This is a genomic window from Flavobacterium sp. DSR3-2, assembly GCF_049896525.1.
In the GTDB taxonomy this organism is placed as follows: Bacteria; Bacteroidota; Bacteroidia; order Flavobacteriales; family Flavobacteriaceae; genus Flavobacterium.
The window spans coordinates 262,080-287,175 of the sequence record NZ_JAFCUM010000003.1; the positions used below are offsets into that span (position 1 = coordinate 262,080).

Below are 25,096 nucleotides of genomic sequence, written 5' to 3' on the forward strand. Positions count from 1 at the left end.
ATCAAATACTATTGTAAGTAACTTTTAGAAACTGCGATAATCATTATTGTAGAGAAAAGAATCAAAAAAATTCGCAAGCAATACTTCAATCGTCTAAGTAAGTACACTTAACAATTGAAATACCCTATGTTAAAATTTAATTATTTTTTAACTATTTAGTAAAGTGATAATAAGTATGGAAGGTAAATAGTCTGACAATTGTTCTTTAAGAATCTTCAAAGCCTTTGTCATATGGGCTTCAACTGCTTTTTGGCTTACACCCATTTCTGCAGCAATTTCTTCATTTTTCTTATCTTCAAAACGTTTTTTCAGATATACTTGTTTTGTTTTTTCAGGAAGTTCCGCAATTATTTTATTGATTAACATTTCTAATTCGGTTAATTCTAGGGAATCAAAATGCATTGAATTCAAAATTTGAGTATCTAATTGTCTCTCTTTTTGATTTAATAAGTCATTTTTAAATCTATCTTTTACTTTATTATGTCTTAAAAGGTTTAAGCATATCGATTTTGCATACGTGAACAAAAAAGGTTGAATCCCAGTTTCAGTCTGGATTTTATCTTTATTAATCCATAATTTCAAAAAAGCTTCTTGGGTTACATTTTTAGCTTCGTCCTTATCGTATAAAAATTGGATACTAAAACCTAAAACACGATTATAGTACTTGTTGAAATAAAAATTGAAAGCAATATCATCACCTTCCTTAAAGGCTTTGAATTGATTTAATTCACTATGATTTATTTCTTTCATTAAATAAAATGACTCGCTGTTTTGGAAAAAGCTAAATTAAAAAAATAAATGAACTAATTGTAACTGTTCACCCTGTAAAAAAGCAATAGTTTTAAAAGCTCCCAATCACTGAATCTTGCCTAGTTAAAAAATAATAACCATTTAAAATGTCTATATGATGTTTACAAAGTAAATTCAAGGTTTCTCACTTTAAATTTGAACGGGTGATTAATATAATTATAATTTTTAGTTAATAAATAATCAGAGTTTGTTGGGGATAGGGGACGTGGAAGACAAAACAAGGATTCGAGATTTAGTTTTTCCGGAAGGTTTGTTAATTAGGGCAAAAAATAGGAAGTATCTAACCAAAAAAGTGAATGGGATTTTTGAGCTAATCTCAGTTTTTGTAAGGAGTGAGGAAGGTATTAAAAGTGGATAACCCATCAAAATGTTGATGGGTCATTCTTATTAGCGAGTAATCTTGAAAAATCTAACGAATTTCTAGAGGATTATTATAAAATAGTTAGTGTTAATAATGATGATCTTTAAAAAAAGTGAAGTCCAACTTTGCATCGGAATATCCTATCGCAAGTGACTCAATTTAAGTTAAATGTAAAAGTTTATTTGTATTGTTTGGTTAATGGTAGTAACTCTTTCATGTCTTATTTTCTTAAAATAGTGAAGTTCTCAGAATGAACACTACGACTGATGAATATTTCTTTAAAATTACATTTTAAATGCTTAGGCAATTCATCATAAGTGATTTGATTTAATTCATCTGCTAAATAGCATAGAACAACATTTTCAATAAGATGATCTACACAAGTCAGAACTAAATATTTACTAATACCTAGAGAATGTTTATTGTCACATTCGAGAGCATAGTTAAGTAAATCAATATCTAGATATGCTACTTTAAAATCTTGCTGATAAGGATTGTATTTATTAGTTTCTGTTTCATTTTTCACAAGCTGTAATGAACCTTGATCACGGAATTTACCTGCACCATGGCGTGTATGGTAGGCACGACTTACATAATATATTTCAATGTCACAAGTTACCTCTTGTCTCCTTAGCATTTCTAGTGCATTTTTGGAAGTTGTGTTGCTTTTGGTTATGTTGGGAGATTTTCCATAATTCTGATCAAGTAAGATGCCCTGTGCACCTTCGAAAATGAAATTATTCCATTGATTGTGATTTCGAAAAATTTCATGTTCTTCAGTCGCGTAAATTATCCTCCCTAGTAGATTTTTGATTTGTGCAATAGCATCAAAAAAAACTTTATCTTCACTATCATTATTGAAATTATCGAAATTGTAATTTGTCTCAATATTAACTTTAAGCCGATAGTATGCCCGTATTTGAGCTAATTTTTTCTTTAAGATCTCTTCGGGACCTAGGAGATCCAAAAACTTGAGAGATGTTGTTCCAGATTTCTGACGGTCAACTGTAGCACCAAAGCCTACACCACAACTTCCATTTCGATTAAGATCACGACTGCTTTCTAATGCTCTATTGTACAAAACATCATAGTGTGTTGTTATGGCACAATTATTATCGATATAAATTTGTGGCTCTTTGATCAGTGACCTTAGCTCATCTAAAAAATGGATAGGTGAGAAAGTGCAGTAAGAAGACCAATACGTTGTAATTCCTCTTAAAGTTCCAGATCCGAAACTTGAAAATACATGGTGTGTGTTTGAGGAAGTATAAACTGTGTGACCAGCTTGATGTCCGCCATTAAAACGTACAACGATCGAGTTAGGATACTTTTGACATAAAAAATCTGTTGTAATACCCTTTCCTTCATCGCCATAACCTAATCCTATAACAATTAAACTTTTTTTTACCACGATGCTTTATATACTGCGGTTGAAAAATCATCTGTGATAATGCAGTTTGTTCCAAAGAGCATAACTAAATCTTCGTTGCTTACATTTTCAGCGAGCACCACTACTTTTTTTTTATTGGATACAGCATAGCCAATTTCAAAAAGAGTGCCTGCATCAAGACCGTCCACTATAGCAAGTACAGTGTCACAATTTAAAAGATTTTCAAGATCTTTTGTAGCAATTTCCTTTGATTCAGATAAAATATCTCCTTGAATAAGACCAATCTCGTGATAGGGTGAGAATACTAAATTACCAAATTCATGTAATACACTTCTGAGTTCGTTTACGAGCCATCTTTCGGAAATTGTGAAAAATGGACCAGCAAGATATATACTATTCTGTTTTTTCTGAATATTGAGTGGATCTAATCCTAGTTCCTTTTTGGGAAGCGGTAAATGTCGAGACTGGCAATAAATTGCAGTATATTCAGATGCAGATAAGGCTGCTTCGTAAGCTGATAGTTTCTCAGTCATCCATTTCCATGCAAAAACGGCAGAAAATATATCTCCTGTACCTATAGGCCATACAGAATCTGATTTGAATACAGGTATTTCGGAGACATTGTTATATTCAATTACCAATGCACCTTGAGCTCCATTTTTTATAACTACTACTTCCGCTCCTTCTGACAAGAGCAGGCTTCGCCCTATATCGGCAAGATTATCAGAATTCGATTGGGATAATAGAATAGCTTCTCGCTTGTTGAGAATTAAGGCGAGGTGCTTTGCAGTCGATCCACTTTCTTTTAAGCTTTTGTGATTTTGAGGATCATATACCATATATTCTGCTTTTACGCAAGCATCTCCTTCAATCATACCATAATAAAGTACATTGTTAGCTTCTATTCCATTCATATGGAAGATTTGCTCTTTATTGTTGTTAAAAGTAAGCGGAGGTGATAGGGGATGATAATATTCGAAAGTCACATTTTGAGGAATATCTTGAGGTATAAATGTATATCCAAACGTTGAAGCCTTAATTTCCGAAAGGTTTTTATACTTACTACTAATAAAAGTATGAAAATTAATATTTATCCCCTTTTTAGAGAGAGCTGCTGCTGCACGTAGACCACTACCATAAAGTTCTTCATAAGGTGGGTCAATACAGATTTCTAGATATGTTCCGCCTATAATTGTAATCATATTAGGGTTATTTTAGAGGTCTAACTCTTACTTCGCAAAGAGTTGGTGAAATCTTTTGAATAGCAGCCTTAAATTCTTTTCCTTTTTTTAGGCATGTAATTAGTTTTGTGGTTTCCATCGCCGTAATATAACCGCAAAAACCGTGATCGCCTTCTGTTCCAACATTGTCATTGGGAAGTAGAACAACTTTCAAAATATCCCCTAAAGCATATTCTGACATTGCAGGTTGAAGGTTTTGCAGTTCTGTAGCGAAATTAATAAGATCACAGTTGTCTGACGCAGGAACTGAGCCATAATCACCACCTATTTCCCGAGTGTAGTTAGAATAAGATTTTCCGCCTCCTTTCATAATGTATAAATTTTATTAATTAAAATTCACAAAGCTCCACAGCATCTTCGACTTCGATTTCTTCTGGAGTTGTAATGATACTATCTTGTTTAATTTTAGTAAATGTATCCTTAACCCATTTTCTGCCGAGAGGACTGTTCCATCTTCCTAGTCCAGCTTCTGTTGTACCTTCAACATAAACCAAAACTGCACCATCACATTCAAAACGTTTAACAAATTCTTTAAGAATCTGTTCATCGCTTAAGCCTGAAAGTAAGGATTCTTTTTTTTTCATCTTTTAAAAATTAAATATTGAGCTAATATAAAAATTTTATGATAAGTTATTTATCTCTTTACTTGGTTTTGATAAAAGTAGTGTTTTTTCTGTAGAAAATAACTGAGTAAAATATGTGTTTTATAAATCATTAGTATTAGAGGATGTACTTAAATTATTATTTAACATATACTTTAGAGTAAGTCATTGCTAAGTAACAACAAGCTGACGACTAAGAAGGTAAGTAAGTAAATTACTCGGAAAAAATGAAAAAACTAAAAAAGTAACTAAGAAATAAGAATTTATTGTTTCCAGAAGGCTTGTCCATTTTATCCGAAAACATTGTATTCAAAAAATTGAAAGATTTTTTTACACAATCGTAATGATTACAGGGCTAAAGGAGGTGTCTGAAATGAAAAAATCATCAAAATATTGATGAATTTTCTTTGTAGCGAGTAATCTTGAAAAATCTATCGAATTTATTGAAGATTATTATAAAATAGTTTCGGGTAGTGATAGTCTTTAAATAAGTGAATTTCTACAATTTGAATGTCTTATTTTCACTATTATCGATAGTCAAAGATTGACTAATTGTAATGAAATTGTTAATATCGAAGGTGGCTTAACATTTACAGGAAATGATCTTAAACGTGTATTTTTAAGAAATAAATTAGAAATTAAAGAAACATAAGGAATTAAAGTACATTTTATTAGTAAAGCTTGACTCCAAAAATGAGCACATATTAAGTTCATTTAGAAAAGGGTAGTCAAATGTTTTAAAAAATGATCTAAATAAGGATAATATATGTTTCATCGTAGAATTGATTATTTATCACTTAACTTATTTCAGTTATATTAAATATCACTAAAATTAGTGATTGTTCCGTAATATTAATCACAATATATTGCAGACAATTAATCTTAATTTAAAAACACTTAATTATGGAAAGCATTCAAGCAATTAAACCTGGTCCAAAACCAAAAAAAGAAGATGGAACTCCAGATAAAAGACCCCGAGTTAATCCTCCTAATAAGGAAAAACATCCTGATTTAAAACCGCACAAACATAAACCTAATGATTAAGGAAATGTTTGTATTGTTTCAAAGTTTGTAAATAGAAAATTTTAAATCTATAAATAAATCCTCAAAACTGATTGTTTCAGAATTGAGGTTTGGTCAGCAATATGAAGTTTCCTAAAGTTTATCGAAAGCGAAATCACCATAGAGGTCATTCTCCTAAATCTTAATTAACATCTCAGAAACCTTCTTCATCATTTTCAAATAATTCAAATTGTTGCTATCAAATGCAGAAGAGTTCTTGTGATAGTTAGTTGTATTAACTATTTAGTAGCTAATTGCACCAATATTTTTTAAATTAACAAAATGATAGCCCTGAAATTGTTTTAGCAAGACTTATAACAGAACTTTTATTAATTAAATAGAGGAATATGTAAAAAAAAATATTTCATATAAAAAGTTCAAAAAATAAGAAAAAAGGTATTTAAAAAACAAGCTTGAAATAATTACATTTATTTGATTATGTTTACAAAACTAATAGAATTTTAATAGAATTTCATAAAAAATTAATGAATAGAGACTGGATAGACTTTAAATCACTGCATAGTAATATTGCAGGCGCAAGAGAATCATTTGAAAATGCGTGTGAAATGTTATTTCGTAAAATCCATAGTGATAAATCTGTAAGTCAAGTAAAAGTAAAATTAGGCGATGGAGGAATTGATATTTTTATTGGAGAATTAGGAATTGAACCCATAACAGTTATTCAATGCAAATTTTTTTTGGAATCTTTTGAAAATAGTCAAAAAAGCCAAATTAGAGATTCATTTGATACCGCAATCACTTCAACAAAGTACGAGTTAAAGGAATGGATTTTATGTATTCCTAGGGTTATCGATATTGATGAACATTCTTGGTGGTTTAAATGGAAAGACAAAAAAATAAAACAACATAATAAATCAAAAACATTCATAACCATAAAAAACGGAAATGAACTTATAACGCTCTTTAAAGAACAGGATTTATATAATCAAATATTTAATATTGCTGATTCATTAAAAATAGATGAAATTCACAAAGCTTTAATGCCCAAAAAAATAGCACTTCCAACTGAAATAAATCCACAGATTGTATTATTTAATAATTATTCCAAAAAATGTGAGTCTTTTTATTTAGAAAGGGAATTAGATGTTGAATTTACAAATTCACTAAAATTATCTAATTTATGGGTGTCAGGAGGCTCTGGCTTAGGTAAGACGGCATTAGTCAATAGAAATTTAACAAATAATAATGTGGAATATTGTTATTGTGATTTAAGCCCTGTTACGATATCTGCTTCAGAAGATGTTTTGGAAGAAATCTTATGTCGAATCGAAGAACAATTCATTTTAGAAAGGAATAGCAATGAAAAAAATAAAATCAAACAGATAGCACAGATTTTACGTCTGGCAGGTAGGCGAAAAATAATAATTGTTATTGATGAATTATCAGTAGATGATAAGTCTATTTTAAAAAATATTGCTAAGGATTTATTAAATCTCGTAACTCATTTTAGTAGTTTTTCCGAGCATGATAATTTAAAATTTGTCGTCTCCACAATATCAAATCCAAAGGACATAATTGAAAACAAATCTAAAGCATCAGAACATTTTCAATATTTAAATTGTGATGATTGGTCAAGTGATTTAGAAAGATTGTATGATATATTAAATATCTCCTTGAACATCAACTTGATTGAAAAATACAAAATAGTAATTCTAGATTCTTCTCAATATTCACCCCGAATTCTAAAAAATATCTTTAGAAAAATTGTTGCATTGGATGATTTGAGTTCAACTACAATTGAAACTGCAATAAAAATATCAATATCAGAAATAGTCAATTAATGGAAAAGGTTTTAAAAAAATATACTACAATACCTAAGCAGTTATATGTAGAAAGAGGAGCAGACTTTCAATTAAGAGGAATTATTGAAGAAATGCAACGTCCAGGATATGTATTAGTAGCAAGACAAATGGGGAAAACTAATCTATTATTTCATGCTAAAAGAACTCTGGAAAATCCAAATAGACTGTTTGTATACGTAGATTTATCAAATCCATATGACAATGATAGGGATTGTTATAGAAATATCATCAATAATATTATTGAGCCTAATATAGAATTGTTAGGTTCCATTGAAACAGAAATTGAAATTATTAGAGAAAAAAATCTCCCTGCTCATAATGAATATTCTAGATGTCTCAGAATTATATTAAATTTTTTCAAAGGAGATTTAGTTATTATTTTAGATGAAATTGATGCTCTTAAAAGCGCTGATTATTCAGATAACATTTTTGCTCAGATTAGGAGTAATTATTTTTCTCGAACAAACTTTCCTGTATTCGAAAGACTAACATATGTATTATCTGGAGTTATTGAACCTTCAGAATTAATAAAAGACAGAAATAAATCTCCTTTTAATATTGGAGATAAAATTTATTTAGATGATTTTATTAAAAAGGAGCATGATGATTTTATTATCAAAAGTAAACTGATTATTTCTCCAGAAATTTCAAATGAAATTTTTAATTGGGCTAACGGTAATCCGAGACTCACATTTGATATCTGTTCAGAAATTGAAAATTCAATTATGAAAAATGAAAATGTAAATATTGAAATGTTAGATTCAATTATTAAAAAAAAGTACTTAACAACATTTGATATTGCACCGGTTGACCATATTAGGGAGTTAGTAAAAACTAATCAAGAAATTAGGAAGTCTATAAATCTAATTTATAAAAAAAGTAGTAATGAGATTAGTGATGAAATAAAAAATAAACTTTATTTGTATGGAATTATTAATTCTAAATTTGATGAAAAAACTAAAATAAAAAATAAAATAATTGAATTAAGCCTTTCTCCAGAGTGGATTAAATCTGTACAGCAAGAAAAGGAAATAAGCTTTGTTTATGGTCTAGCAAAATATGACAGTAAAAAATATTATGACGCAATAGATATATTAGAAAATGTAATAATTGATTCAAATTCATCTAAAAACGATATTGAAGCTTCAATATATTTTATTGGTTTAAGTTACTTTAAATTAGAGAAATATGAAGAGGCGATAAAATATTTTGAAAACAAATTTACAATACAAGATTATTTGCTTGATTCACAATGTTTTTTAGGCATATGTAAAATAGTTATTGGTGAAAAAGAAAATGGAATTAAAGTTTTAGAGGAAACTATAAAACATGAAAGGAATAATTTTGCATTCCGCAATGCAATGTTAAATCTTGCAGTAAATACTAAGGATGATGTTAAAGCTGTTAATCTATTAACTAAATTATTTGATTCCACTTTAAAAATTACTGATGAACAAGAGGAAGTTGAAGAAGGAGAATTAAATCGACTTAGAACTCTTTCATTGTACTACCAAGCCAATATCTGTTTAAAAAACAATAATCACGAAGAAGCATTAATCAGAATAAATGATGCAATTAAATTTGGTGATTTATCAGATTCACTTGGTTTAAATCATTTAAAATATGAACTTAGTGAAGCTAAAGATGAATCAATCAAGAATTTAATTGTAAATACCATAATTGATAATAATTTAAGTTTAGATAATAAAATAGGCTATCCAATTAATTTCAATCTGAAATCGTTATACTCTTATTTAGATTTTGTATTTGATATATCAGACACTGCACTCTTTGAAAATTTGGTAGCTTATTCTACATTAAATTTACTGCCAAATTCCAATAAGTTTGAATTGATTTTAGCTGTTATTTCTCTAAAAACTGAAAACAAATCTACTTTATTACAGTACTTAGAAGGTTATAAAGATGAGATGAGTGACGACCTTTTACTGAATCTTTATAAAGAATTAGCAATTATAAGTACAAATGAAAGACTGAAGTTTTATGCATATTTTTTTAAATACTTGGTTTTATTTAATAAAAACACAATATTAAAAAGTGATGATATTTACATTTTTACATTAGGAATTCAAAAAAATGTAGAAGAAGGTAAAGTAAAAGAAGCATTAGATTTATGCAAAATAATTGAGAAAAGAGTTAACAATATTGTAGATGAAAATTTAAAATTTGAATCAGTAATAATATATTTTTGGCTAGCAATTGTTTATCATAATTTATTAGACAAAGACAACGCCATAAAATATGCAGATATTACATTAAATTTAATTGATAATTCAGCGAAAACAAATACATCCGTGATAGATGAGAAAGGTATTAATTCAATAAAAGAACAATTAATCCAAATAAAGAAAGGTTATATTCAAACTAAATTTAGCAGAAATGACACAGTCAAAGTAAAATATCATGATGGAAGAATTGTTGATACTAAGTTTAAACGAGTAGAATTCGATTTGAAGAATAAAAAGTGTGTTATGATTTATAGTTAATTAATTAACTATTCTCAAGTATTCGCCCCACTAAATGCATATTTTTTTGTGGATAACTTTATGAAAATTCCGGTCTTCAATGATGACCTAGTTTGTACAATTTTCGAACTTTTTTTAGATGATTTGAGCATGTTGTCTTTAGTTTTCTGTTAACTATGGCTTTATTATGGATGTAGTAACCCAGCTGAACTAAAAAAGAGAATGATCTAAGGCGGGGTCAATTGTCTGTATAGTTTTTTTGATTCATATATAAGTTATTGCATGCATGTATCTTGACATATTTGAAAAAAGTGCTTTGAAGTAATATATTGACGAGATAAAAGATCTTCTTATTAAATTATTTTCTACTATTTCAATAATTTATTCACCCGCCTTAGGGTTTGCATAATGTGAAATCCAAATGCCGCCTTAAGTATCTTCGCGTTCAAATTATCCTTCTTTTTTGAGTGTTTCTAAATTATTACATAGTGTGGTCCGCGATGTTGAATTGTTTTAGAAGATTAAATAGTTAATAAACTTTGAAGTTTTTTTTGACATAGTAAAGTGTGTAAGTTCAAAAGGTATGTTATTGTAGCATTTTATATCTTGGTTATTGATTTCATGTTTCTTGGAGTAAAGTATTATCCCACTAGCTACCTCTTTAAATTTTAGTACACAATAGTTTTATGATAGAATAATTATCAGGAAAGTGTTCATTGTAAGTAGTAAGTGTATTTTTCAATGCTTGATTATTTAAGCCTGCCAATGTTTCTATATTCATGGGAATGTTTTTCCATAAACCATCTGAGCATATTGCAAATATATCTCCTTGCAATGGTTGAAGCTCGGTGATAGATAATTTTTCTATACTTTTCCCTGATAATGAAGCGGTGATAATGTTACTGTAATTGCTTATTTTCTGAGATGTAGTTGGAAATTCTTGTTTTAGTTTATTAGTGAGGGAATGATCAGTAGATTGAAATATAATTTGGCTGTTTCGTATTTGATAAACTCGTACATCCCCAATCCAGAATGCATGTATTACTTTGTCATTTATGTAGAGTCCTGCAAGTGTTGCTCCAAATTTTGATTTAAGTTCTTTTCTTTTGTTCCACACTGATTCATTGGCTGCATTTATAGCACTTTGAATAAGATTTACTGGTTGTATCTCCTTATGATTTTTATTGGTATAATTTATGATTTCCGCTGCTATCATTCGTGCGGCCAATTCTCCATGTCCATAATTGCTGGTTCCATCACAAATGAAATATAGGCCAAGGTTTTCAGCTGAAAGAGTTCCAATATAATCCTCATTTATTTCTTGTTTTCCTTTGCTTGAAAATTTAAAATGTTCAATATTGATCATGTTTGTTGGTATTGGTTTCAAATTATTCTTTTCTTAGTTCATTCACGATACTTTCTAATGCGCGATAAACTTGATCATAATTTAATATGGAGTTTGATTTCATAATGTGTGAAATTAGAGTGCTGTGTTCTGCTTCTTTTAGTTCACTTTCAATAATAGTAAGGATTTCATTTTTGGTTTCGGTGTGACCTGCAAATAGCTTTTTTAAATCCCTTCCCATCAATATTGCGCCAGCATTATATGTAGTGTAATTATCGTCCTGATATTATGCTGACCCCCAAAATTCGGACAATAAATCAAGACTAATTTAGATAGGAATAAAAACCTTAAATTAGCACTATTATGTCAAGAACAAGAAGAACCTTCGGGAAAGACTTCAAAGCCAAAGTTGTTTTGGAAGCTTTAAAAGAGAAAGATACCATCGAGGTATTAGCAAAAAAATATGAGTTGCTGCCCAACCAAATTTCAATGTGGAAGGCGGAGGCCATAAGGAATCTTTCTGCGGTTTTTTCTGCAGAAAAAACGCTTGTTGCCAAAGATGAAATTCCAACAGAGAAACTCTACGCTCGAATAGGTCAGTTGACTTTGGAGAATGACTTTCTAAAAAAAAATCTGGGTTAGTCTCCATCAGCGAGCGAGTTAAAATGGTCGATGCCCAAAATAAATTGAGCATTGTCAAACAATGTCAATTATTAGAAATTCATCGTGGCGGACTCTATTATAAAGCAAAACAGGAAAGTTCAGAGAACTTGAAAATAATGCGATTACTGGACCAACAGTATTTTAAAACTCCATTTTATGGTTGCAGGAAGCTGACTTTCTGGCTCAAGGATTTAGGTTTTAAAGTGAATCGAAAACGGGTAAAACGATTGATGAAAATCATCAATTGGCAAACCATTTATAGAGAACCTCAAACAACAATGAGTAATAAAGAACATAAGAAATACCCTTATTTACTCAAAGGTTTGAAAATCACCCATAAAAACCAGGTTTGGGCAACAGATATCACCTATATTCCTATGGCAAAAGGATTTATGTATTTGGCTGCGATTATAGATTTGCATACAAGATTTGTTTTGAACTGGAGCGTAAGCAACACAATGAGTGCTGATTGGTGTTCGGATATTTTGGAAGAAACCATCCAGATATATGGTGCACCAGAGATATTCAATACAGACCAAGGAAGTCAATACACCAGTGAGGTTCACACCAATGTGTTATTAAACAATGGAATAAAAATCTCTATGAACGGTAAAGGACGAGCTATTGATAACATTTTTATAGAAAGATTATGGAGAACAGTGAAATACGAGAATGTATATTTACAAGCATATACTGATGGAATCAGTCTTTATAAAGGACTCAAAGAGTATTTTGAATTTTATAATACAAAGCGTCTTCATCAGTCACTAGACTATAGAACGCCATATGAGAATTATTACAAAAAAGAAGTGGCATAAAATCAGAATAACTTTTTTTAGGCTTTCAAAGAGCCTAAAAAGTTATCTCCAATTTTAACCAAAAAAATAGAATATTAAACTAAAAACCTATCTTAAATCGTTGAGATTTCTGTTTGAAAAATGGGTACAGCATAGTTTATGGCTTCCAATGGGATTACCTTGGCTTCCAATTTTAATTTGGTTAAGACCTAGATTTCGTATCCTAACCTTTAAAAAAGACAATGATAATGGGCGTTTCTTTTTCCAATTTTTATCAGGTGGAACAATCATTGCTTGTCTTATGGTTTCACAAAATTATTTAACAACTGCAACTGGGAAACTCCAAAAGCTGCCGACAATTACCGATATAGGTAAAGTAGAAAAATCAAGATATTATAAGTTTGAAAAATTTTCTGTTGCAAAATATTATGGCGGTTCATATACTGACTTCAGACAAAGTGGAAAACAAAATCAAAATCTTAATTTTCACATATTCTTCGTTGTACCAATAATTCAAGATACACTGGAAAAAATCAAGACAATTCCAAAATATTGGTATGGCGTTGATTTTCACGAACAAATTAGCAATAAAATCAGTAGTGAAGAAAAAGAAACCAAATATGAAGAGTTTTATGCTGAATGCACTGAAAGAATGAATAAATATAATTTTCATTCATTAGATCATTTTGAAAGAATACCAACATCTAATGACCGAATAAATTATTTAAAAGCTATTGATTCGAGAATAAATCAAAAAGCTGATGAAAATTTTATTGTCTTAGAGCCAGTTAAAGAAAATTTTGAAGAAAGAAATGGAAACAAATTTGCGTGGATTTTTGGCTCATTTGGAATTGGTCTAAGTGTTTTATTATTTTCTTTAATTTGGCCTCGTTATAGTGAAACAGAAAGAAAAAGGTTTTTATCAGGTAAAAAGCCTAAGCAAGACGACTTGGTTGATATGCTTAATTACCTTGTCCCAAAGGGAGACCATTTTGCTACCTCAGTAATTTTAGACTTAAATATTCTTGTGTTTCTATTAATGGTTTTCTCTGGAGTTAATATAATATCTCCAAACGGAATGGAATTACTCGAATGGGGTGGAAATAGACGACTTGAAACTACCGGTGGAGAATGGTGGAGATTATTGACTAGTATGTTTTTGCACGGAGGTATTATGCACTTAATTCTGAATATTTCAGGACTTGTACTTGCAGCAATTTTTCTAGAACCTGTACTTGGTCGAAAAAAGTATTTCATCTTATATGTTCTTTCTGGACTTTGTGGAAGTCTAGCTAGTATTTTGTGGTATTCTAACACAACAAGTGTTGGAGCATCAGGGGCAATTTTTGGACTTTATGGAGCAATATTGGGACTTCTTATAACTAACGCTTTTCCAGAGGGTGGTAAAAAAGGTCTTTTAATAATGATTGGGATTTATGTAGGTATAAATTTACTTTGGGGTTTGACAGGAGGGATTGACAATGCAGCTCATATTGGTGGACTTTAAAGCGGAGCATTAATTGGAATTTTATTATACAAACTTGATGACGGACAATAAGACGGTATATAAAATCTATTAAAACGGATTTAGACTATTGGCTTAATGGAAAGAGGTTTTATATCAGAAAGATTAGCTAAAAATTGAAAAATAAATCATAATTCAGTTCCAAACTTCGTAATGGGATTAGCAATAACAATATGTATGCTACTTTAATGACGTCAAAAAAAATAATTAATTATTCTCCTCTAATTTTTTAATGAAATAGGAGGGTTGTAGCCCCGTTTGATTATAAAAAGCCTTGGCAAATGATTCTGCATTACTAAAGCCTACTTCTTGGGAAATTGCTTTTATAGTATATTTTCTATATTTTCTATCCTCTTTTAAATGCTTTACGACATATGTAATCCGCAAATCATTAAGATATTGGCTAAAATTTTTATCTTTAAAATGGTTTATGGTTTTTGATAAATAGCTGCTATTTGTGTCAAACTGTTTTGCAAGATCGGTAAGTTTTAAATTTATTACTAAGTAGCCTTGTTCTTTTTCAAATGTTGCTAGCTTTTGCAATAAATCTTTTTCAATATCTTTTGGTAAATCGAATGATTTTGTTTTGTTGTCTTCTGCACTTATAGTCTCCAGTATTATTTCACTTGTATGTTGGTTTATCAATGTATAAAATCGTTTCTCATAAAGTTTTTTTTCTTTTCGGGTTTTAGATAGATAATAGAGTGAAAACGCCAAACCAATTAAAACAGTAAATGCTAATAAAATGTAAATGAATTTTTCTCGATTTATTTTATCAATTACTTGTTCTTTTTCAGATAATAAAAGCGGAGTGTCATAATTGTGATTTATATTTTCTGTCAGGATGATATTATTTCTATTTAATCTCTTATCTATTTCAATCAACCTATTTAAATAATACAGCTGTTGCTTGTCCTCTTTTAACTTTTTAGAAATTTCAATTAAATTGATATAATTATTTCGCAAAAGAGTTGAAAATTCATTAGTAGTTACTAATATTGAGTCCACTTTTTCAAAATATTGTTTTGATTTAAGTATGTTTTTTTCTCCGTGTAAAACATTTTCTCCTCTGTAATAATAACTGATTGCTAGATTTAATTTATCATTCTTTAAAAGCAGTATTGATTTATCTAATAATGAATTGCTTTCTATATATTTTTTCTTTAGATGATACGAAACTCCTTTATTCAGTAAGAAATATTTATAATAGCGATTATCTTTTTTAATATCTCTTAAGATTACATCTATGTAAAATAAAGCAATGTTAGGTTTTTTTAGTCGATTATATATATCGGATAATATCCAAGCAGAATATATAAATTCAGGAGAGTTTATATATTGTGATTTAAAATAGTTGTAATTCTCTAATATTAAAGGTAATGCTTCTTTTGGTTTACCTAATTCTATTTTGATCAAACCAATCTGTTGTTTTACCAATATTTTCTGTTTCGGATTTCCTGTTTTATTAGAATATTTTTCTGCTTCTAAAATGTTAGATAATGCTTTATTTAACTGATCATTAGTGAAAAATACATTACTCTTAAAGATGTACCCTTTAGCTGGATATTGAAAATCATTACCATTTTTAGTTAATGCTATGATGGAATCGGCATATTGTAATGAAATTGTATTATTTACAGCAATATAAGCAGCCATATACATTCCGTTTGCCTTTATTATTTTATCATTTTGTAATTTAGATTTCTGATAATAGGTTTTAGCATAAAGATGGAGTTTTACTTTATTCATAAGAGAATTGTCAAAACGCTTTTCCAAGGTTTCAAAACTCATCAATTTTAGAGAATCTGGAATAACAAAATATTCCTTTTTTTGAGAAAAAAGGGTTGTTGTAATCAATAATAAAAAATAGATAATTGTGTTTTTCATTTTTGGTCAATCAATTCACGGTACATAAAGTTGCTGTTTTCTTAATTTTGGGAACATCTCAAAATCTCATCTTTTATTTTTTATATTTCATGAAGTCCTTTTAAATATTGTGGTCCTTTTTTTCTATCCGAAACAATGAAATTTCAGATCTTTAATTTCTATACACTTTGTCTAATATTCACATCTTGATCTTTCACTTGATCTTTATTTCATTTCAGTCCTGCAATAGATTGATTCACCTAAAAACCAGTTTTCCAATAACTACTTTACTTGAAGGAAACAAGAACTCTTCCAAGACAAATTGTGTCTTATTTTTAGGTTTCAACTAACATTTATCAAGATTGATTACTCGGGGGTTATCGGATTTCCAGGGGTTTTTATTATCAAGTAAGTAAAGGAACATTAAGTTATTTTGCATTTTAGTACAGAAAGAATAAAAAACGGTGTCTGGTGAGACTGTATCCGCCAAAATTAGTTAATTATTTTAGAAATAAATTTCTATTTTGATTAAAACCCTTGCGAAACTTATAAAAAAAATAAAATCATAATATTTCTAATAATCAGTTTGTTACAATATTTACTTTTAGCGATTTATAAATTGTGAGTCGATATTTATAAATCTAGACTGGTGTCTTTTGTGTGGCTACGGTCTTTCGGTTAGTTTTGCCTTCAGAAAAATCATATTTTATTAAGTTGAAGAAAGTACTATTGCGTTAGTTCTTATTTTAAATATAAAGGAAAGATTATCTAAGAAAAAACAACGAACCGCCTACACAGGTTCGGGATGATTTGGGTTTCAAGTCTTAATTTAAAGTTTGTTTTGCTTTTAAAAATTAGCAATAAAATGAAAAATTAATCTTAATTCAGTCTCGGCCTTACTTAGCGGTGGCGGTAACAACAACATTAATTGAAAAAACAAGAAAAAAACACACTTCAATCAATTAACACTTAAAAACTGGACATCAATTTTATTGTTACTCTCATTGGTTTTTATGAGTATAGGTACTTTTGAAATTATTGACTTTGAATGTATAAAAACAAATAAAATTTTGGCTTCAATTGGTTTTTCAATAAAAACAATATATTACAGCAAAATGTTTTGGTATAAAAATTATGTTGAATAGAATAAAACTGGAATGAATATCAAAATAAATAGATTAGTTGCAAAGTCAATAAAAATGATAATGTCATAAAATTAGAAAAAAATAATTTAAATATAATTCAGAAATCAGGATGCGAAACAATATTCAAAATCCATAACATTGAAATTAATGATTTGGAAAAACTGTTAAAAATAATCAAACAAAATAGTGGAATTGAAAGCGCTGAATCTTCTACAAATTGAAAGTTCTAATCAAAATTGAAGCTTAATTTATGCCCAAAAAACACTGCTGTAATGTAGCTCCGGCACACAGTTGAATATGTAACGAACCAATAACTAAACAAATTCAAAAACATGAAAATTAAATTTACATTTATTATATTTTTTAATCTGTGTGTATTTACGATAGTTTACGGACAGCCCGTTCTTTCCGCGCAAAGATTAGAAAAAGCAGGAGACAGTTTATATTATGCAAAAAAGTATTCAGAAGCATCAACATACTATTTAAAATCCGCAACAATTGCTGAGTTCAAAGTGAAGCAAGCAGAGCTTCATTATAATGCATCGTGCTGTTTATCATTAGATAATAAAATTGACGAAGCAATTAGGGTATTAGAAAAAGCTGTATTATTAGGGTACGATGATAAGAAAAATTTACTAATTGACAAAGACCTTTTAAATCTACATAGTAACCAACAATGGCAAAATATAGTAAACAGCATTAAAGAAGAAAGTTTAAATGCTAACCCATCAAAAGCCAAATTCATTACAGAAGATGTACATAGATTCTGGAAGGCGTATGACAAAGCAACAGCTGACACAGTAAATTTTAAAGCAATTTTCAAAAAAGAATATTTTGAAAAAGCAAGTAAAGGAATGAGTTATTATATGAGTGCTAAAGTTAGTAGTATTGACTATTTTATCAAACATATCCAATCAGCACCAAAATTTTATAAGTCAATACGAACATCTACTCTAAATATTGATAATAAAAAGAAAGACTTTACAACTTCTTTCAAAAAACTAAAAAACTTATATCCTGATGCTAAGTTTCCAAATGTTTATTTCATAATTGGTGCGTTTACAAGTGGTGGAACAGCAACAGATGCAGGACTTTTAATTGCTTTAAATCAAGCTTCTCAAACAAAGAAAACACCAATTGGTGAATTGAATTTCGAACTCCAAACAAGATTATCCAAAATTAAATATGTTCCAAATACTGTTGCCCACGAATTAATTCATTTTCAACAACGTGGTATGAAAAAAGATACAACTACATTAAGTTACGCTATTCAAGAGGGAATGGCAGATTTTATAGGAGAATTAATAAGCGGTAGTACAGTCAATGAAAAATTAATGGAGTGGACTGTAGGAAAAGAAAAGAAAATTTGGGAAAATTTTAAAAAGGATATTTATTATAACCGATACAGTAATTGGATAGCAAACGGTAACCAAGCAACTCCAGACAATTTACCCGACCAAGGATATTGGGTAGGTTATCAAATTTGTAAAGCCTATTACGAAAATGCAAACGAAAAAAATAAAGCGATTAAAGAAATGCTAAATATACAAGACTATAAAAAGTTTTTAGTAGATAGTAAATGGGAAGAAAAATTGAGTAAAATGAAATAAACGGCTGGTAGTAGCTATAGTTTCGTGGCGTACTCAGCACGACCAATGAACCTATGTCGAACCTGATACCAACATTTCTAAATTTTTTACGTCTATATAATAAACAATATATTTATAATTATGAAATTAAAACAATTACTTCTTTGTCTATTAATTTTTTACGTTTCAATCTCTAAAGCACAAACAAAACTCCAAACAGAATTTAATGCGTTTTTCATAAAACAAGACAGTCTATTATCAGTAGCGTTAAAAAAGAATGATGCCGCAACTTACACAAAACTTTTGGATGAAGTTTTTACAAAATATGAAAAATTACCTAATAATTATAAGAATGCATTTTCATCTTACAAATCTTATAAATACAATTATTTATATAATTTAAGTCGTATTTACTCACTAAAAAATATCAATAAAAAGGCTTTTTCATATTTAGAAAAGTCAATAAAAGCTGGATATTTTGATTATGAACATATAAAAAATGACACAGATTTAGATAATATCCGCAATAAAAGAAAATTTAAGGCTCTAGTAGAACCTTTAAAAAAATATCATTTAACAATTCTTAAGAAAGCTGAAAAATACAATTTTGAAGATAATAGAGAGCTTCCAAAATTCACTTATCAATCTAAGGAAAATAAAAATTTAGCAAGTTTACGAAAAGAATATAATTTGGATTCAATCGCTGGAAATGGCACTGAAACTTCAAAAATTTTAAATTTAATGCATTGGGTTCACAATATCGTAAGACACGATGGTGCAAGTGAAAATCCAAAATTACAAAATGCGACAAACATAATATCTATATGTAAAATTGAGGATAGGGGCGTAAATTGTAGAATGATGTCGACAGTTTTAAATGAATGTTACTTAGCAATCGGAATAAAATCAAGACATATTACTTGTATGCCGGGAGAAGAAAATTTTGATGATTGTCATGTAATTAATATGGTTTATTCAAGAGACTTAAAAAAATGGCTGTGGATTGACCCAACCTTTAATGCATATGTTATGAACGAAAATGGTGAAATGTTAAGTATTCAGGAAGTTCGAGAAAGTTTGGTGTTAAACAAACCGTTAGTACTAAATCCTGATGCAAATTGGAATAATAAAATAAAACAGACAAAAGAAAATTACCTCGAAACTTATATGGCGAAAAATTTATATAGAATGCAATGTCCCATAAGTAGTGAATTCAACTCCGAAACAACTGAAACTGGAAAATCAGTGACTTATATAGAATTGTTGCCTCTACATTATTTTAAGCAAAAACCAGACAAAACAGAAACCACCAACAGTCAAAAAGAAATATTAAGTATTCACTATGTAACAAATAATTCAAATTTATTTTGGGCAAAACCAACAGAATAGAAAATACGATAGCATAAAATCAATTTTTCAGGATTTAGGTTTCAGTTTAAAGGTTGGCTTTGCACCTGAAATATTACTATTTAACCGAAAAAATAAATCTGAATTTTATCTCGAAATTCGAGCTAAAGCTCGAGGAAATTATAAGTTGCCATTTTAGACCCCACCAACCAACATTATGAAACGGAATTTATTTATTACTTTTTTACTTATGTCAATTAATGTTTTTGCTCAAAACATAACATTGAGTGATAGTATTTATTTGACAATTAATGGTCAAAATACAATTGTTGTAAAAGCAATTTTCAATGAAATTGACACGCTAAATCTAAATTTTGATACGGGAACAACTGAATTGGTATTAACTAATTATGTTCTAAAGAACAAACTAAAATCTTCACCTAAATTATATAATACATTTTACGGATTAAAAATTGGAAGCACAAATTATAAAACCAAAGTTTATGATGCAGAATTATCAGGACACGGAACAGATGGTAGGTTTGGCTGGGACTTTTTCAAAAACAAAATTGTTGAACTAAATTATGACAAAAGCATAATGATCGTTCATAACATGTTGCCTAAAAGCGTAGCTACAAACGAAAAATTCACAAAACTTAAAATGGAGTTTTTCGAAGATCTCTTTTTGGTTGAAAGTGAAATCAAACAATATGGTGTTAAAAATAAAGATCTTTTTCTATTTGATACCGGTTATCAAAGAACAGCAATGTTGGATAACGATTTATTAAAAGAAGGAAAATTTCCAACCGAAAAAATGGAAGTCATAAACAAGGCAATACTGAAAGGCGCTCAAGGAAATGATATTCCTGTGATTACTTCAAATTTAAAGGTACTGAAAATTGGAAAGTATAAACTAAAAAATATTCCTATTCAACAGTTAACGATAAGCAAACCTTTGAAAAACAAAAAAATTCATATTTTGGGTAATGAAGTTTTAAAAAGATTTAACATGTTCCTGGATTTTAAAAACAATGTTATTTACTTAAAACCAAATCGTTTGTTTGATGACAAATATATTGACCAAAAGAAAAACGGCAAATGACATTTAGAGTTTCGTAAAAGAACTCAATTTAAAGTACCCACTAACCAATAATTATAGATGAAAACTTATTTGAGAAACTACTTGCTTTGTGCAAGAACATTGAGATACTAAAACCTAAATACTAAAACTTATTTTTATGAAAAAAATCAATTTTTTAATTCTCTTTATTTTTTTGACTGGAATTTTATCTTCACAAGATACTTTAAGGGTTGGAGATAAAGCTCCAAAAATAAACATCACTGATTATCTTTTAAATGCACCAAAAGATAAAAAAATTGAAAGCAAATTTGTAATTCTTGAATTTTGGGCTACTTGGTGTGCACCTTGTTTGGGGTCTGTTCCTCACTTAAATGACTTAGTGAACAAATTTAAAAATAGGAAGGATTTAATTTTTCTTTCGTTGACCTACGAAAAACCTGAGAAGACAAAAAGGACTCTGGAAAAAGTGTTATTTAAAACAATAGTTGTTTCGGACCAAAAAAAAGAAACTGAAACTAATTTTAATGTTGATGGAATTCCTCATACTGTTTTAATAGATAATAAAGGAGTCATTAAATGGATTGGGAAACCATATGAATTAAATAGTACTATAATTGAAAAGTTTTTAATAGGTGAAAATATTTTAGCTGATAGCATTGGATCAAAATTGGAAGGAAAAGGGGAAATAGTAGCAGAAAATAAAGAATCTACTCACAATGCAGATGCTGCATTAACTTTTTTAAATGATAAAAATACTCAATATTTTTTTAGTTTAATTAATGCAAAAAAAGACGACGATAGAATGGCAATGGAAGCTTTGTGGAAAGGAAGATACATTGATCTAAATAATAATATAAAAACAATTCTTTCAAAGATTATTAAAAAGCCTGAATCTCAAATAATTATTCCCGAAGAATTAACTGAAAACAAGTATAATCTGATATATAAAAACTCAAATAAAGTTAACGTTGATTTTCATACTAAAAGCTTGAAAAGCAATTTGCTAAATTCGCTAAATTTGACCGAAAATATTGAAATAAAAAAAGTACAAGTTTATAACTTGAAAATCAAAAATGCTCATAAACTAAATATTTCAATAGATCAAGATGGAGAAAGTCATAATGGGAATAATGATACTCATTTTATCTTTTCTAATTCTAGAATTGAAACACTGATTAAAGAAATTGGTGATTATCATGAAATAATAATATTTAACGAAACGAGTTTAAATAAAAATTTAGATTTAATTATTAGAAAAGCTAATTTGGAGCAGCTAATGAAAGATATTGGAGAATACGGTTTGACGTTAGAAAAAGTTTCAAAAGAAATTGAATTCTATACCTATAAATAACATGGCGATAGCACAAAAGCAGTTTCGCAAGATTAAGGTTTTCGCTTTATTACAAATTTGTTTCCTACTTTGAAAGGCAGTCCAATAACTTCGCCCAGCGAGAATACATTGGTACTCAAGGAAAAAAATAAAACAGAATTGATGAAATTATTTAAGAAATTAAAAAATATAAAATGGATTAACATTTTACTATTTTATTTTTTAGCGTGCAGTTTTACTTATTTAGTACTTAAGTTTCCAAACGTTCTCAAAATAATTAGCATCAATCTTTTTAATTTCAATATTCCATTTAACTGGAATCATGGTATTGCAATATTAATCACAAGTTTATTTGGATATCAGGCATTCAAATTTCAACTAAAAACTAGTTTTTTTGGAAATAATTTGAAGAAAAGTATTCTTTTTAGTCTAATATTTTTAATTACATACACGCTATATGGGATTTCAAATGAGTATGGTATTAACCAACATTTATGGGCGTTTATATTCTGTTTATTAACTTTAATATATAACATATTTGAAGAAACAGCATGGAGAGGATTTTTAAATGATAACTTAAATTCTATTCCTTTTTGGTTAAAAGGCATTATTACAGGGGTTTTTTGGGGTCTTTGGCATCTTTTTGTATTTGAAAACTTCAATCAATTTGGGGGATTACATATTTTTATTTTGCTCTGTATTATTTTATCTGTAATAATTGCGTACGCAACAGATAGGACTAATTCTGTTTTAGTAGCTGCATCTATTCATGCTCTTTTCTGTAAAACAAATTATGCGACTTTGATTTGTGCTAGTATATTAATTGTCTTAATTGTAACATGGAATAATGATTATAAAATAAATAAAAGAGAAAGATTATTTAAGTAAAGACAACGAACCGCGAAGTGTCGTTTGGCAAGAAAAAGAAAAAACATAAAGAATGAAATTCGATAGAGAAGATAAAATAGAAATTTTTGAAAATGCCATTACTTGGATTGTTGTATTTGCAATGTTTATTTATGGAGGAGGAAAAATAGTACAATTTGATAGAGCTTCTGAAATCAACAAAACAGTTTCAGAAATGAGTGGTATGGAATTGATGTGGGCTTTCTATGGTTATTCCAAAGCGTATGCTATGACTTTAGGTCTTTTTGAGATAATTGGAGGAACATTGATGTTAATTAAAAAAACGAGAATTATTGGTTGTCTATTCACATCGACAATATTAGTAAATGTTATTTTACAAGATATATATTTCGAAGTGCATCTTGGCGCTCTCAAAGCAGCGATTCTATATCAATTTTTAGTTTTAATGATTGTATGGTTAAATAAAGATAAAGTTGTTCAAAGCATTAAGGCTTTAATAAATACCAACAAATTTCAACAACCAAAATATAAATTTATGATTAAATTAGTTATTGCTTTTATTTGTTTTGTGATATTGAGAATTACAGAATACTACTTAACAATTAAATTGTAAAGTCAGCTGTCAACAGTTACTGCAGTTGATATGGGTAAGAAATTAAATGGAAGTTAGATTTGTATTTTCAATGAAAGAGAAAATCTTAAAAATAAAATAAAAAACAGATCTGGAATGTGTAAATTCTAGAAGAATAAATATACCCCATCCCTTATGAGCGAAGTTTTGAAATTAATTTCGCCGTTTTTTTTAAAATCATGATGATACTCTTGTCAAAAAGAATTTAAACTGTAGTTTAAAACAAATTTTTGCTGACTAATAAACCAAATAGAGTTCGTTCAGAGGTTTTTAGATGAACTGCTATTACCGGTAATTTTCTGAAATCATAAAATCAACTATGAATAAAAATTAATTACTTAAATAATGAAAATTAAAAAACTGGAAATTGAGATTCTTGTAACTGAAAGATTAATACTTAAACCTTTTACAAGTCAAGTTTGTCGAAATCTCTTAAATAATGATTTTAGTGATTTAGAAATATGGAACTTTAAAAAAGGAAAAAGTTGGCCAGATATTGATGTATTAGAAACCTTACCGAAAATAATTAATAACCTAACTAAAGTTGATTCTCCAACGGGTTATGAATCTTGGATGATAATCAAAAAAGACCCTTTGGAAATAATTGGAGACTTAGGATTTAAGGGATTTAATGATAAAGAGGAAAATATCGATCTAGGATACGGTATAATTAAAGAAGAAAGGCGAAAAGGTTATGCAGAAGAAGCTGTAAGTGAAATAATAAAATGGGCTTTATCAAATGAAATAATAAAGGAAATTACAGCAAATTGTTTAACTCAAAATATTAGTTCCATAAATCTTCTGAATAAAATTAATTTTAGACAGATAAGAATAGAAAGTGATATGATATATTGGAATTTAATTAATAAGAATTATAAAAAATCAAACTAAAACTACGCTAACAGCTTTTGTTTCATTGCGTACGCAGCACGAACAATTAAACTAGTATTGAACGGAGCCGCTTGCAAGTCCGGTAATTTTGATGAACCTATCGTAAAGTTTTGAGAGGGATTTAAAAAACGATTTTCTCAAAAAGAATTTTGTTATAGTTTAAATCAAAAATACTTGCTCACGAATTAAGGGATAGATTTCGTTTAGAGGTTTTAGACGAATTAACGTTAGCGGAAGTTTATGAAAA

Annotated in this window: 21 protein-coding genes; 13 read left to right on the forward strand and 8 right to left on the reverse strand. The window is 28.8% G+C overall.

The window, feature by feature from the left end; all coding sequences use genetic code 11:
• Positions 1–147: 147 nt before the first annotated feature.
• From ACP7AV_RS06805 to ACP7AV_RS06825, 5 genes are all read right to left on the reverse strand, one after another.
• Positions 148–750: an RNA polymerase sigma-70 factor gene (locus ACP7AV_RS06805; RefSeq protein ID WP_426091295.1), complete on the reverse strand. Its 603-nt coding sequence runs from the start codon at positions 748–750 to the stop codon at positions 148–150.
• Between the two features lie 641 nt (positions 751–1,391).
• Positions 1,392–2,582, reverse strand: a complete 1,191-nt coding sequence (locus ACP7AV_RS06810) for an adenylosuccinate synthetase (protein WP_426091296.1) — start codon at positions 2,580–2,582, stop codon at positions 1,392–1,394.
• Positions 2,576–3,763, reverse strand: a complete 1,188-nt coding sequence (locus ACP7AV_RS06815) for a PfkB family carbohydrate kinase (protein ID WP_426091297.1) — start codon at positions 3,761–3,763, stop codon at positions 2,576–2,578. The genes ACP7AV_RS06810 and ACP7AV_RS06815 overlap by 7 nt, the downstream gene beginning before the upstream one ends.
• A gap of 7 nt (positions 3,764–3,770) precedes the next feature.
• On the reverse strand, positions 3,771–4,112 hold the full coding sequence (locus ACP7AV_RS06820; RefSeq protein ID WP_426091298.1) for a hypothetical protein: 342 nt from the start codon (positions 4,110–4,112) through the stop codon (positions 3,771–3,773).
• 19 nt (positions 4,113–4,131) lie between these two features.
• Positions 4,132–4,386 (reverse strand): hypothetical protein, encoded by a 255-nt coding sequence (locus ACP7AV_RS06825; protein WP_426091299.1) that lies wholly within the window; start codon positions 4,384–4,386, stop codon positions 4,132–4,134.
• A 921-nt stretch (positions 4,387–5,307) separates the two neighbouring features.
• Here ACP7AV_RS06825 and ACP7AV_RS06830 point away from each other — a divergent pair.
• From ACP7AV_RS06830 to ACP7AV_RS06840, 3 genes are all read left to right on the forward strand, one after another.
• Complete coding sequence (locus tag ACP7AV_RS06830; RefSeq protein WP_426091300.1) at positions 5,308–5,448, forward strand: hypothetical protein; 141 nt, start codon at positions 5,308–5,310, stop codon at positions 5,446–5,448.
• A gap of 503 nt (positions 5,449–5,951) precedes the next feature.
• Positions 5,952–7,268 (forward strand): hypothetical protein, encoded by a 1,317-nt coding sequence (locus ACP7AV_RS06835; protein ID WP_426091301.1) that lies wholly within the window; start codon positions 5,952–5,954, stop codon positions 7,266–7,268.
• The gene (locus ACP7AV_RS06840; protein WP_426091302.1) at positions 7,268–9,793 is read left to right on the forward strand and encodes a tetratricopeptide repeat protein; all 2,526 of its coding nucleotides are present in this window, start codon (positions 7,268–7,270) and stop codon (positions 9,791–9,793) included. Before ACP7AV_RS06835 ends, ACP7AV_RS06840 begins: the two co-directional genes overlap by 1 nt.
• 640 nt (positions 9,794–10,433) lie before the next feature.
• On the opposite strand, the gene ACP7AV_RS06845 is transcribed toward ACP7AV_RS06840, so the two are convergent.
• Together ACP7AV_RS06845 and ACP7AV_RS06850 are read right to left on the reverse strand one after the other, a co-directional pair.
• The gene (locus tag ACP7AV_RS06845; protein WP_426091303.1) at positions 10,434–11,138 is read right to left on the reverse strand and encodes a PP2C family protein-serine/threonine phosphatase; all 705 of its coding nucleotides are present in this window, start codon (positions 11,136–11,138) and stop codon (positions 10,434–10,436) included.
• Positions 11,139–11,160: 22 nt separating this feature from the next.
• A complete protein-coding gene (locus ACP7AV_RS06850) occupies positions 11,161–11,358 on the reverse strand; it encodes a hypothetical protein (protein ID WP_426091304.1) in 198 nt (65 codons plus the stop codon).
• A gap of 122 nt (positions 11,359–11,480) precedes the next feature.
• On the opposite strand from ACP7AV_RS06850, the gene ACP7AV_RS06855 reads away from it, so the two are divergent.
• The 3 genes from ACP7AV_RS06855 (at position 11,481) to ACP7AV_RS06865 (ending at position 14,084) form a co-directional block, all read left to right on the forward strand.
• Positions 11,481–11,759, forward strand: a complete 279-nt coding sequence (locus ACP7AV_RS06855) for a transposase (RefSeq protein WP_426091305.1) — start codon at positions 11,481–11,483, stop codon at positions 11,757–11,759.
• A gap of 23 nt (positions 11,760–11,782) precedes the next feature.
• Positions 11,783–12,598, forward strand: coding sequence for an IS3 family transposase (locus tag ACP7AV_RS06860; protein ID WP_426091306.1), 816 nt, complete (start codon positions 11,783–11,785; stop codon positions 12,596–12,598).
• A 100-nt stretch (positions 12,599–12,698) separates the two neighbouring features.
• Complete coding sequence (locus ACP7AV_RS06865) at positions 12,699–14,084, forward strand: rhomboid family intramembrane serine protease (RefSeq protein ID WP_426091307.1); 1,386 nt, start codon at positions 12,699–12,701, stop codon at positions 14,082–14,084.
• A gap of 225 nt (positions 14,085–14,309) precedes the next feature.
• On the opposite strand, the gene ACP7AV_RS06870 is transcribed toward ACP7AV_RS06865, so the two are convergent.
• Positions 14,310–15,989 (reverse strand): helix-turn-helix domain-containing protein, encoded by a 1,680-nt coding sequence (locus tag ACP7AV_RS06870; RefSeq protein ID WP_426091308.1) that lies wholly within the window; start codon positions 15,987–15,989, stop codon positions 14,310–14,312.
• A 1,456-nt stretch (positions 15,990–17,445) separates the two neighbouring features.
• On the opposite strand from ACP7AV_RS06870, the gene ACP7AV_RS06875 reads away from it, so the two are divergent.
• The 7 genes from ACP7AV_RS06875 (at position 17,446) to ACP7AV_RS06905 (ending at position 24,849) form a co-directional block, all read left to right on the forward strand.
• Positions 17,446–18,723: a TPR end-of-group domain-containing protein gene (locus tag ACP7AV_RS06875; protein WP_426091309.1), complete on the forward strand. Its 1,278-nt coding sequence runs from the start codon at positions 17,446–17,448 to the stop codon at positions 18,721–18,723.
• 120 nt (positions 18,724–18,843) lie between these two features.
• A complete protein-coding gene (locus ACP7AV_RS06880) occupies positions 18,844–20,091 on the forward strand; it encodes a TPR end-of-group domain-containing protein (protein ID WP_426091310.1) in 1,248 nt (415 codons plus the stop codon).
• 208 nt (positions 20,092–20,299) lie between these two features.
• Positions 20,300–21,151 carry an aspartyl protease family protein gene (locus ACP7AV_RS06885; RefSeq protein WP_426091311.1) on the forward strand — a complete coding sequence of 284 codons (852 nt, stop codon included), beginning with the start codon at positions 20,300–20,302 and terminating at the stop codon, positions 21,149–21,151.
• Positions 21,152–21,287: 136 nt separating this feature from the next.
• Positions 21,288–22,481, forward strand: a complete 1,194-nt coding sequence (locus tag ACP7AV_RS06890) for a TlpA family protein disulfide reductase (RefSeq protein WP_426091312.1) — start codon at positions 21,288–21,290, stop codon at positions 22,479–22,481.
• A 141-nt stretch (positions 22,482–22,622) separates the two neighbouring features.
• Positions 22,623–23,348: a CPBP family intramembrane glutamic endopeptidase gene (locus ACP7AV_RS06895; protein WP_426091313.1), complete on the forward strand. Its 726-nt coding sequence runs from the start codon at positions 22,623–22,625 to the stop codon at positions 23,346–23,348.
• A 52-nt stretch (positions 23,349–23,400) separates the two neighbouring features.
• Entirely contained in the window at positions 23,401–23,940 is a 540-nt protein-coding gene (locus ACP7AV_RS06900; protein ID WP_426091314.1) for a hypothetical protein, read from the forward strand.
• Between the two features lie 363 nt (positions 23,941–24,303).
• The gene (locus ACP7AV_RS06905) at positions 24,304–24,849 is read left to right on the forward strand and encodes a GNAT family N-acetyltransferase (RefSeq protein ID WP_426091315.1); all 546 of its coding nucleotides are present in this window, start codon (positions 24,304–24,306) and stop codon (positions 24,847–24,849) included.
• Positions 24,850–25,096 lie beyond the last annotated feature (247 nt).

Excerpts from the sequence above, each read along its gene's own strand:
- ACP7AV_RS06890 (WP_426091312.1), top strand. The coding sequence starts at position 21,288 with ATGAAAAAAATCAATTTTTTAATTCTCTTTATTTTTTTGACTGGAATT.
- ACP7AV_RS06835 (WP_426091301.1), top strand. The coding sequence starts at position 5,952 with ATGAATAGAGACTGGATAGACTTTAAATCACTGCATAGTAATATTGCA.
- ACP7AV_RS06905 (WP_426091315.1), top strand. The coding sequence starts at position 24,304 with ATGAAAATTAAAAAACTGGAAATTGAGATTCTTGTAACTGAAAGATTA.
- ACP7AV_RS06840 (WP_426091302.1), top strand. The coding sequence starts at position 7,268 with ATGGAAAAGGTTTTAAAAAAATATACTACAATACCTAAGCAGTTATAT.
- ACP7AV_RS06895 (WP_426091313.1), top strand. The coding sequence starts at position 22,623 with ATGAAATTATTTAAGAAATTAAAAAATATAAAATGGATTAACATTTTA.
- ACP7AV_RS06850 (WP_426091304.1), bottom strand. The coding sequence starts at position 11,358 with ATGGGAAGGGATTTAAAAAAGCTATTTGCAGGTCACACCGAAACCAAA.
- ACP7AV_RS06875 (WP_426091309.1), top strand. The coding sequence starts at position 17,446 with ATGAAAATTAAATTTACATTTATTATATTTTTTAATCTGTGTGTATTT.
- ACP7AV_RS06825 (WP_426091299.1), bottom strand. The coding sequence starts at position 4,386 with ATGAAAAAAAAAGAATCCTTACTTTCAGGCTTAAGCGATGAACAGATT.
- ACP7AV_RS06880 (WP_426091310.1), top strand. The coding sequence starts at position 18,844 with ATGAAATTAAAACAATTACTTCTTTGTCTATTAATTTTTTACGTTTCA.
- ACP7AV_RS06805 (WP_426091295.1), bottom strand. The coding sequence starts at position 750 with ATGAAAGAAATAAATCATAGTGAATTAAATCAATTCAAAGCCTTTAAG.
- ACP7AV_RS06885 (WP_426091311.1), top strand. The coding sequence starts at position 20,300 with ATGTCAATTAATGTTTTTGCTCAAAACATAACATTGAGTGATAGTATT.
- ACP7AV_RS06815 (WP_426091297.1), bottom strand. The coding sequence starts at position 3,763 with ATGATTACAATTATAGGCGGAACATATCTAGAAATCTGTATTGACCCA.
- ACP7AV_RS06820 (WP_426091298.1), bottom strand. The coding sequence starts at position 4,112 with ATGAAAGGAGGCGGAAAATCTTATTCTAACTACACTCGGGAAATAGGT.
- ACP7AV_RS06830 (WP_426091300.1), top strand. The coding sequence starts at position 5,308 with ATGGAAAGCATTCAAGCAATTAAACCTGGTCCAAAACCAAAAAAAGAA.
- ACP7AV_RS06900 (WP_426091314.1), top strand. The coding sequence starts at position 23,401 with ATGAAATTCGATAGAGAAGATAAAATAGAAATTTTTGAAAATGCCATT.
- ACP7AV_RS06845 (WP_426091303.1), bottom strand. The coding sequence starts at position 11,138 with ATGATCAATATTGAACATTTTAAATTTTCAAGCAAAGGAAAACAAGAA.
- ACP7AV_RS06860 (WP_426091306.1), top strand. The coding sequence starts at position 11,783 with ATGGTCGATGCCCAAAATAAATTGAGCATTGTCAAACAATGTCAATTA.
- ACP7AV_RS06855 (WP_426091305.1), top strand. The coding sequence starts at position 11,481 with ATGTCAAGAACAAGAAGAACCTTCGGGAAAGACTTCAAAGCCAAAGTT.
- ACP7AV_RS06870 (WP_426091308.1), bottom strand. The coding sequence starts at position 15,989 with ATGAAAAACACAATTATCTATTTTTTATTATTGATTACAACAACCCTT.